General features: G+C 46.4%; 8 protein-coding genes, 1 rRNA gene and 1 pseudogene. All 10 read left to right on the top strand.

Annotated features, from left to right (window positions below; genetic code table 11):
- Positions 1 to 80: 80 nt before the first annotated feature.
- Positions 81 to 195, top strand: a 5S ribosomal RNA gene (gene rrf / locus PGRAN_RS08145).
- 181 nt (positions 196 to 376) lie between these two features.
- Positions 377 to 916, top strand: coding sequence for a DUF2179 domain-containing protein (locus tag PGRAN_RS08140; protein ID WP_036066373.1), 540 nt, complete (start codon positions 377 to 379; stop codon positions 914 to 916).
- Positions 917 to 1,078: 162 nt separating this feature from the next.
- Positions 1,079 to 1,567 carry a 5-(carboxyamino)imidazole ribonucleotide mutase gene (gene purE, locus PGRAN_RS08135; protein ID WP_036066371.1) on the top strand — a complete coding sequence of 163 codons (489 nt, stop codon included), beginning with the start codon at positions 1,079 to 1,081 and terminating at the stop codon, positions 1,565 to 1,567.
- Positions 1,560 to 2,684, top strand: a complete 1,125-nt coding sequence (purK, locus tag PGRAN_RS08130) for a 5-(carboxyamino)imidazole ribonucleotide synthase (RefSeq protein ID WP_036066370.1) — start codon at positions 1,560 to 1,562, stop codon at positions 2,682 to 2,684. The genes purE and purK overlap by 8 nt, the downstream gene beginning before the upstream one ends.
- Before the next feature lie 19 nt (positions 2,685 to 2,703).
- Positions 2,704 to 3,996, top strand: a complete 1,293-nt coding sequence (gene purB, locus PGRAN_RS08125; RefSeq protein WP_036066369.1) for an adenylosuccinate lyase — start codon at positions 2,704 to 2,706, stop codon at positions 3,994 to 3,996.
- A gap of 99 nt (positions 3,997 to 4,095) precedes the next feature.
- Complete coding sequence (gene purC, locus PGRAN_RS08120; protein WP_036066367.1) at positions 4,096 to 4,803, top strand: phosphoribosylaminoimidazolesuccinocarboxamide synthase; 708 nt, start codon at positions 4,096 to 4,098, stop codon at positions 4,801 to 4,803.
- On the top strand, positions 4,804 to 5,049 hold the full coding sequence (gene purS / locus PGRAN_RS08115; RefSeq protein WP_036066366.1) for a phosphoribosylformylglycinamidine synthase subunit PurS: 246 nt from the start codon (positions 4,804 to 4,806) through the stop codon (positions 5,047 to 5,049).
- A 2-nt stretch (positions 5,050 to 5,051) separates the two neighbouring features.
- Positions 5,052 to 5,735 carry a phosphoribosylformylglycinamidine synthase subunit PurQ gene (gene purQ, locus PGRAN_RS08110; protein ID WP_036066363.1) on the top strand — a complete coding sequence of 228 codons (684 nt, stop codon included), beginning with the start codon at positions 5,052 to 5,054 and terminating at the stop codon, positions 5,733 to 5,735.
- A pseudogene (gene purL / locus PGRAN_RS08105) lies at positions 5,728 to 7,953 on the top strand (phosphoribosylformylglycinamidine synthase subunit PurL). Before purQ ends, purL begins: the two are co-directional and overlap by 8 nt.
- The gene (gene purF / locus PGRAN_RS08100; protein ID WP_036066361.1) at positions 7,938 to 9,368 is read left to right on the top strand and encodes an amidophosphoribosyltransferase; all 1,431 of its coding nucleotides are present in this window, start codon (positions 7,938 to 7,940) and stop codon (positions 9,366 to 9,368) included. Before purL ends, purF begins: the two are co-directional and overlap by 16 nt.
- Positions 9,369 to 9,372 lie beyond the last annotated feature (4 nt).

The raw sequence follows: 9,372 nt of genomic DNA, 5'->3' as shown, positions 1-9,372 counted from the left end.
GGGCACGAAACGGTCACGCACAGACCAACTTTCTTATCTAGTTTTGAGAGAACCGCGTTCTTTCAGTTAGTCACACATTGTCTGGTGGTTACGGCGAAGAGGTCACACCCGTTCCCATCCCGAACACGGAAGTTAAGCTTTTCAGCGCCGATGGTAGTAGGGGCTTCCCCCTGTGAGAGTAGGTCGTCGCCGGGCAATGTATTTAGGGTACTCATTTTAGAAATGGGTGCTTTTTTGTTTGACTTAAATAATTAATTTTATGATAGATGGTACTGGTTTAGATGGATATTTGGTCTGAATTAAGTTATTGTTAGGTTTGAAAAATTGGTTTTAGTGAAAAATAGGAATATGGCGTTATACATAAGGGGGAATTATTATGGGAGAAGCTGTCGTAATGGTACTGACAATTTTTATTATTAACATTCTGTATGTATCTTTAAATACGGTTAGGTTGCTAATGACGATGAAAGGGTATCGATATCGTGCGGCAATTGTGAGCGTGTTTGAGATTGTGGTCTACATTGTAGCGCTTGGTATGGTTATGAGTAATCTAGATGATATAGCGAATATCGCGGCGTATGCGCTTGGTTTTGGTGTCGGGATTATTGTGGGCATGAAGATTGAGGAAAGACTTGCGTTGGGTTATATTACAGTGAATGTGATTACGAAGGACTATAACTTAGATCTAGCGAATCAGATTAGGAATGCGGGATATGGTGTTACAAGCTGGCTGGCAAGTGGGCGTGATGGAGAGCGGATGATGCTTGAGATACTAACTCCGCGGAAAAATGAAAATAAATTGTACCAGCGCATTATTGCGATTGATGATAAGGCTTTTATTGTGTCTTCGGAACCCAAACAAATCTATGGTGGTTTTTGGGTTAAACAAGTGCGTGGCGGGGTTAAGAAAAAGTGACTTTCTAAGGAGAGTTGCTTTTTTTTGTCTTAAAAACACTAAAACACGAACGTTAAAGTAATGTTTGTATATATTGTTCGATTTTTTTATTGACTTTACTTACAGCTATTGTTAGAATGAAGGTGTTGAGTGACAATGAAATAATGAGGAGTTGAACATTGAATGTGTGCACAAGTTGGTGTCATTATGGGAAGTACTTCTGATTGGGAGACGATGAAGAAGGCATGTGAGGTATTGGAAGAGCTCGGAATAGCGTATGAGAAAAAGGTTGTTTCAGCGCACCGCACACCCGATTTAATGTTTACATATGCTGAAAATGCTAGAAGTCGTGGAATTAAGGTTATTATTGCAGGAGCTGGTGGTGCGGCACATTTGCCAGGAATGGTTGCTGCGAAGACTACTTTACCAGTTATTGGTGTTCCGATGAAGTCCAAGGCGTTAAATGGACTCGATTCTTTATTATCGATTGTTCAGATGCCTGGTGGGGTTCCGGTCGCTACTGTCGCAATAGGTGAGGCGGGTGCGGTAAATGCTGGATTGCTCGCTGCGCAAATTTTATCGGTGGAAAATGAGGTAATTGCTAGCCGTTTGGAAAATAGACGTGATACACTAGAAGAAAATGTTCTAGAAAGTAGTGATTCTCTTGAGTAAAACGTATTTATTACCAAACAGCACGATTGGAATTATCGGAGGCGGTCAGTTAGGCAGAATGATGGCACTTGCAGCGAAGGCAATGGGGTTCCGAGTTGTTGTACTCGATCCGACGGTGGATGCTCCTTGTGCGCAAGTAGCAGATGAGCAGATTGTTGCAAATTATACGGATTTGGCGGCTTTGAAAGAATTGGCTGAAAAAAGTGATGTTGTAACTTATGAATTTGAAAATGTGGATAATGACGCGATTCGTTCGATTGAGGACATTGTTCGTGTTCCGCAAGGTTCGGAGCTATTATCTATTACGCAAGATCGTATTTTAGAAAAAGCGTACTTGGAGTCGATTAACATTAATCTGGCGCCGTATGCGGTGATTGTAGACAAGGATGATATTGTGCAACGTATTAGTAGCTTAGGTTACCCGGCGGTGCTTAAAACGACGCAGGGGGGCTATGATGGTAAGGGTCAATATGTCATTCATAATGAGGAAGATATTGATAAGGCAGCTGAGCTTTTACGCTTCGGTACGTGTGTATTGGAGGCTTGGATTCCGTTTGAACGCGAAATTTCCGTGATTGTGGCGCGGAATGCTGCTGGTCAAATGGAGACGTTCCCTGTCGCAGAAAATGATCACAAGAATAATATTTTGCATACGACGGTTGTACCACCAACGCTTGACTCAGAGTCGGTACATGAGGCAGAGACTATTGCGGTGAAACTGGCAGAGTATCTGCATCTGGAAGGTGTTTTGGCTGTAGAGATGTTTGTGACGGGTTCTGGTGCGATTTACGTGAACGAGCTGGCGCCTAGACCGCATAACTCAGGACATTTTTCGATTGAGGCTTGTAATATTTCGCAATTTACGCAGCATATTAGGGCGATTGCGGGCTTGCCGTTGCTTGAGGTGGAGTTATTGCGCCCAGCGATGATGGTGAATATTTTAGGGCAGCATGTGGATGGTGTCAATGCGGTTCTCGCGGATCATCCAGAGTGGTTTGTTCATTATTATGGGAAACAAGAGGCGAAGATTGATCGCAAAATGGGGCATATTACGGTGCTCAGTGATAATCCGCTAGTAGAGATTGAAAAAATGCGTTCGTCGCAAATTTGGATTTAATTGGGGGATTTGAGAAACGATGATTGAGAGATATACGAGAGAAGAAATGGGCAATATTTGGACGGAGCAAAATCGTTTTCAGGCATGGCTCGAGGTGGAGATTCTAGCTTGTGAAGCTTGGGCGGAACTTGGCGATATTCCAAAAGAGGATGTAGCGAAGATTCGGGAGAACGCAACGTTTGATGTGGCACGCATTCAGGAGATTGAATTGGAAACGCGTCACGATGTTGTGGCATTTACGAGAAGTGTTTCTGAATCGCTTGGTGAGGAGCGTAAGTGGGTACATTATGGTTTGACTTCGACGGATGTTGTGGATACAGCGAACTCGTATATTTTGAAGCAGGCGAATGCGATTTTGCGTGCGGATCTGGAGCGCTTTATTGAGATTTTAGCGAACAAGGCGAAGGAGCATAAGCATACGGTTTGTATGGGGCGGACGCATGGTGTGCACGCGGAACCGACGACGTTTGGCTTGAAGTTGGCGCTTTGGCATGAGGAAATGAAGCGGAATTTGGAGCGGTTTAACCGTTCTGCTGATGGCGTGGAATTCGGGAAGATTTCTGGGGCTGTTGGGACGTACGCGAACATTGATCCTTTTGTGGAGGAGTATGTTTGCGCGAAATTAGGTACGACGCCGGCTCCGATTTCAACGCAGACACTGCAACGGGATCGTCATGCGGATTATATGGCGACGCTGGCTTTGATTGCGACTTCTGTGGAGAAATTTGCTGTGGAGGTTCGTGCGCTTCAAAAGAGTGAGGTTCGTGAGGTGGAAGAGTTTTTTGCGAAGGGGCAAAAAGGGTCTTCTGCGATGCCGCATAAGCGTAACCCGATTGGTTCGGAGAATGTGACAGGCTTAGCGCGTGTGATTCGCGGGCATATGGTGACAGCGTATGAGAATGTGCCGCTGTGGCATGAGCGTGATATTTCGCATTCGTCTGCGGAACGGATTATTTTGCCAGATGCGACGATTTTGCTTGATTATATTTTGAATCGTTTTGGTAATATCGTGAAGAATCTGACGGTGTTCCCAGAGAATATGAAGCGTAATATGGATCGGACGCTGGGTCTTATTTATTCACAACGTGTGCTGTTGACGTTGATCGATAAGGGGATGGCTCGTGAAGAGGCGTATGATACGGTGCAACCTAAGGCGATGGAAGCTTGGGAGACGCAAGTGCCGTTTAAGACGCTGGTTGAGGCGGAACCGAAGATTACGGATCGTCTTTCTAAGGAAGAAATGGATGCTTGCTTCGATTATAACTATCATTTGAAGCAGGTAGATATGATTTTTAACCGCTTGGGACTTTAAGGACGGCATCATGAAAAACTATGGAGGGTTACGGTGTCTTCATGGTTTTTCATGCTTTATTCAGGTCAAAATTCGAAATGAAAAAGGAGACTTTTAGCAGTGGCGAATTTATTGTATGAGGGAAAAGCGAAACGGTTGTTTAGTACGGATCAGGATGGTGTGTTGCGGGTAGCTTATAAGGACGATGCGACGGCGCTGAATGGGGAACGTAAGGAGAGTTTTGCGAGTAAGGGGCGTTTGAATAACGAGATTACGTCGCGGATTTTTACATATTTGGAAGAAGTGGGGATTAAGAGCCATTTTGTGGAGCAATTGTCTGATACGGAGCAGTTGGTGCGCTCGGTGGAGATTATTCCGCTTGAGGTTGTGGTGCGGAATGTGATTGCTGGGAGTCTGGCGAAACGTCTTGGGGTTCCTGAGGGGACGCAGGCGCTGCAACCAATCGTGGAGTTTTATTATAAGGATGATGCACTGGATGATCCGTTTATTAATGACGCGCATGTGCTTTATTTGGAGGTTGCGACGGAGGATGAGATTGCGATTTTGAAGCAGGCTGCGCTTGATGTGAATGTGGCGTTATGTGGATTGTTTGCCAAGATGAATATTACGCTGATTGATTTTAAATTGGAATTTGGGCGTGATGAGAATGGGAATATTTTGCTTGCTGATGAGATTTCGCCAGATACGTGCCGATTATGGGATCGGGATACGAATGCCAAGCTGGATAAGGATGTATTTCGTCGGAATATTGGGAATTTAACTGCGGTTTACGAGGAAGTTTTGAAAAGATTAAAGGAGGTTGTTTGAATGTATAATGTGAAGGTGTTTGTAACGTTGAAGAAAAGTGTGTTAGATCCGCAAGGGACGGCTGTGATGGGGTCGCTGAAAAGTTTGAATTACGGCGAGGTTGAGGATGTACGGATTGGGAAATACATGGAGCTTCAAGTGGCGAAATCGGATCGTGATATTCATGCGGTCTTGGACGAAATGTGTGATAAGTTGCTGACAAACCCAGTGATGGAAGATTATCGTTATGAAATTGAGGAGGCTTAAGGATGAAATTTGCGGTCATTCAATTTCCAGGTTCAAATTGTGATTTAGATATGTTGCATGCGATTCAAGATGCGCTCGGTGAAGAGGCGGAATATGTTTGGCATGCCCAAACGAGTTTAGACGGTTTTGATGCGGTACTTCTTCCTGGTGGATTCTCGTACGGGGATTACTTGCGGACGGGTGCGATTGCGAAATTTGCGAATATTATGCCGGAAGTGGTGCGGTTTGCGGAAACGGGTAAGCCTGTACTTGGTGTTTGTAATGGGTTTCAGATTTTGGCGGAGAGTGGTCTTCTTCCTGGGGCTTTGATCCGTAATAATAATCTTCATTTTGTTTGTAAAACAGTGAGTTTGCGTGTGGAGAATGCGGGGACGATGTTTACGTCGGAATATGAGGCGGGGGAAGAAATTCGGATTCCTGTGGCGCATGGTGAGGGAAATTATTATTGTGATGATGCTACGCTTGCAGAATTGCGGGCGAATGGACAAATTGTGTTCACGTATGCGTCGGAAAACCCTAATGGAAGTATTGCGAATATTGCTGGGATTACGAATAAGGCCGGGAATGTACTAGGTATGATGCCGCATCCGGAGCGTGCTGTGGAGGACATTGTTGGTGGAACGGCTGGACTTGGCGTTTTTAAATCGATGTTGAAGGCTTGGAAGGAGGAACAAGTACATGCTTAATGTGAATCAGGAACCGTCAGCGGATCAAATTGAGGAACAGAAAATATATGAGACAATGGGGCTCAGTGAGAGTGAGTATGGTCTTGTTTGTGATATTTTGAAACGGAAGCCAAACTATACGGAGACGGGTTTGTTTTCGGTGATGTGGTCTGAACATTGTAGTTATAAAAATTCAAAACCGGTGTTGCGCAAGTTCCCGACGGAGGCTCGCAAGTGTTGCAAGGTCCTGGTGAGGGTGCTGGGATTGTGGATATTGGTGATGGACTGGGCGTTGCGTTTAAAGTGGAGAGCCATAATCATCCGTCTTATGTGGAGCCGTATCAAGGCGCTGCGACTGGTGTTGGTGGGATTATCCGCGATGTGTTCTCGATGGGGGCGCGTCCGATTGCGATGCTGAATTCGCTTCGTTTTGGTGAGATTGATAATCCGCATACGAAATATTTGGTGAACGAGGTCGTAGCTGGGATTGCTGGTTACGGGAACTCGATTGGGATTCCGACGGTTGGCGGTGAGGTGCAGTTTGATCCGTGTTATGCGAAGAATCCATTGGTGAACGCGATGTGTGTGGGCTTGATTGCAAAAGAGGATATTCAAAAAGGTCAGGCGGTTGGCGTTGGTAATCCGGTGATGTATGTTGGTGCGAAAACGGGGCGCGACGGGATTCATGGGGCTACTTTTGCCTCGGTGGAATTTAGTGAAGAAGGCGAGCAGCAGCGTTCGGCGGTTCAAGTTGGCGATCCGTTTATGGAGAAATTGTTGCTGGAAGCGTGTCTGGACTTGATTCGTGATCATTCGGATATTTTGATCGGGATTCAGGATATGGGTGCGGCGGGCTTGGTGAGTTCAAGTTCGGAGATGGCATCGAAAGCTGGATCGGGCTTGGAGCTCATTATGGATGATGTGCCGCAACGGGAAACGCATATGTCAGCGTATGAAATGTTGCTTTCGGAGTCGCAGGAACGGATGCTTTTATGTGTGAAAAAAGGAACATGAGGCAGAGATTAAGGCATTGTTTGAGCGTTATGGCTTGGAGGCTGTAACGATTGGAACGGTGACGGATGATAAGATGTACAAAATTGTGCATCACGGGGAAGTTGTTGCGAATGTGCCAGTTGACGCGCTAGCTGAGGATGCGCCAGTGTATCATAAACCTTCATCGGAGCCACAGCGTTATCGTGATTTCCAAGCGGAAGAGGCTTTTGCGCCAGTTGTGACGGATGTTGTGGCGACGTGGAAAGCGTTACTTGGACAGCCAACGATTGCGAGTAAGCGTCATATTTATGAACAGTTTGATTATCAAGTTCGGACGAACACGGCGGTTGCGCCTGGTTCGGATGCGGCTGTTTTACGGGTTCGTGGAACGAATAAGGCGATTGCGATGACGACGGATTGTAATTCGCGTTACCTGTATTTGGATCCTGAAAAAGGCGGCCAAATTGCGGTTGCGGAAGCGGCTCGAAATATTGTTTGTTCGGGTGCGAAACCGCTTGCGATTACGGATGGTCTGAATTTTGGGAATCCCGAGAAACCAGAGATTTTCTGGGAGATTGAGAAGGCGGCGGACGGGATTAGTGCAGCTTGTTTAGCGCTTGATACACCAGTCATTTCAGGGAATGTTTCGATGTATAATGAGACGGATGGGGAAGGTATCTATCCTACGCCAGTGATTGGAATGGTTGGTTTAGTCGAGGATGTGGCGCATATTACGACGCAAGGTTTTAAAGCGGCTGGCGATGTGATTTATTTGATCGGCGAAACGAAGCCAGAATTTAGCGGTTCGGAATTGCAAAAATTGGAGCAGGGCAAAATTAGTGGACGCGCGCCTGAGCTTGATCTACAGATGGAGAAGCGTTATCAGCAGTTCTTATTGACGGCGATTCAGGAAGGTCTTGTTGCTTCGGCACATGATTTGGCAGAAGGTGGTCTTGCGGTGGCGCTTGCTGAGGCAGGTTTTGCGAATGATTTAGGCGCGGCGATCAAGGTACCTTTTTCAGAGGAATTGCTTTTCAGTGAATCACAATCGCGTTTCTTGGTATCGGTGAAAGCGGACAATGCTGCGAAATTCGAGCAGTTGTTTGAAACGGAAAAAGTGGTGCGTTTAGGCGAGGTCACAGAGGTGCCGCAATTAGTGTTACAAACGGAAAAATCAGTAATTACAGCCGAACTTAGTGCGTTAAAACAAGTTTGGGAAGGGGCTATTCCATGTCTACTGAAATAAGAGGATTGAACGAGGAATGTGGTATTTTCGGGATTTGGAATCATCCGAGTGCGGCGCATATTACGTATTACGGTTTGCATAGTCTGCAGCATCGTGGGCAAGAGGGTGCTGGGATTGTGTCGACGGATGGCGTGACGCTGAAAGGGCATCGTAACTTGGGCCTGCTTGCGGATGTGTTTAAGCACGGAGAACTGGATGACTTAATCGGGAAATCGGCAATTGGTCATGTGCGTTATGCGACGGCTGGTGGCAAGAGTTTGAGTAATGTTCAACCGTTTTTATTCCACTTCCATAATTCGAGTCTGGCGCTGGCGCATAATGGGAATTTGATTAATGCGCAGACGCTTCGTCAGGAGTTGGAAGCGGAAGGAGCGATTTTTCAGACGAGTTCGGATACGGAGGTGCTGGCGCATTTGTTGAAACGTAGCCAGACGGGATCGTTCGTGGAGGATTTGAAAGTGGCGCTGAACAAGGTCAAGGGTGGTTTTGCGTATATGCTTTTGACGGAGAATGAGTTGATTGCAGCGCTTGATCCGAATGGTTTCCGACCGCTTTCGATTGGGAAAATTGGTGGTTCGTATGTGATTGCTTCGGAGACGTGTGCGTTTGATACGGTTGGCGCGGAGTTTGTGCGTGATGTGGAGCCGGGTGAGCTGATTATTATTAATGATGATGGCTTGCATATTGAGAAGTTTACGGAAGACGTGAAGCATTCGATTTGTAGTATGGAATATGTGTATTTTGCGCGTCCTGACTCGAATATTGCAGGAATTAATGTCCATTCGGCGCGAAAACGGATGGGGAAACGGTTGGCGCAGGAGGCTTTTGTTGAGGCGGATGTGGTGACGGGTGTTCCTGATTCGAGTATTTCGGCGGCGATTGGTTATGCGGAGGAAACGGGCATTCCGTACGAGCTAGGCTTGATTAAGAACCGTTATGTGGCGCGGACGTTTATTGAGCCGTCACAGGAATTACGGGAACAAGGTGTGAAAATGAAATTATCGGCCGTGCGTGGTGTTGTCGAGGGCAAACGGGTGGTCATGATTGATGATTCGATTGTGCGCGGGACGACGAGTCGCCGGATTGTGCAATTATTACGTGAGGCAGGTGCTGCGGAAGTACATGTTCGGATTGCGTCTCCACCGCTTGCTTTTCCTTGTTTTTATGGGATTGATATTCAGACGCGGAGTGAGTTGATTGCGGCGAATTATTCGGTGGATGAGATTTGCCGGATTATCGGTGCGGATTCGCTGACGTATTTGTCGGAGGACGGACTTGTGGAAGCGGTTGGTAAGCCGTATCCGGATGAGCCCTATGGCGGACTTTGTATGGCGTATTTTAACGGGGATTACCCGACGGAATTATTTGATTATGAAAAAGAATATTTGGCGAGTTTAGAAGCCGAGTCACGTTGAGAGG

The organism is Listeria grandensis FSL F6-0971, from assembly GCF_000525835.1.
Lineage (GTDB): Bacteria > Bacillota > Bacilli > Lactobacillales > Listeriaceae > Listeria_A > Listeria_A grandensis.
Note: the sequence above shows the minus strand (reverse complement) of the source record. Positions and strands in the feature narration are given on the sequence as shown.

What these genes read in the sequence shown, in the direction of transcription:
- purF (WP_036066361.1), top strand. Translation starts at nt 7,938, where the DNA reads ATGTCTACTGAAATAAGAGGATTGAACGAGGAATGTGGTATTTTCGGG.
- purE (WP_036066371.1), top strand. Translation starts at nt 1,079, where the DNA reads ATGTGTGCACAAGTTGGTGTCATTATGGGAAGTACTTCTGATTGGGAG.
- purQ (WP_036066363.1), top strand. Translation starts at nt 5,052, where the DNA reads ATGAAATTTGCGGTCATTCAATTTCCAGGTTCAAATTGTGATTTAGAT.
- PGRAN_RS08140 (WP_036066373.1), top strand. Translation starts at nt 377, where the DNA reads ATGGGAGAAGCTGTCGTAATGGTACTGACAATTTTTATTATTAACATT.
- purB (WP_036066369.1), top strand. Translation starts at nt 2,704, where the DNA reads ATGATTGAGAGATATACGAGAGAAGAAATGGGCAATATTTGGACGGAG.
- purS (WP_036066366.1), top strand. Translation starts at nt 4,804, where the DNA reads ATGTATAATGTGAAGGTGTTTGTAACGTTGAAGAAAAGTGTGTTAGAT.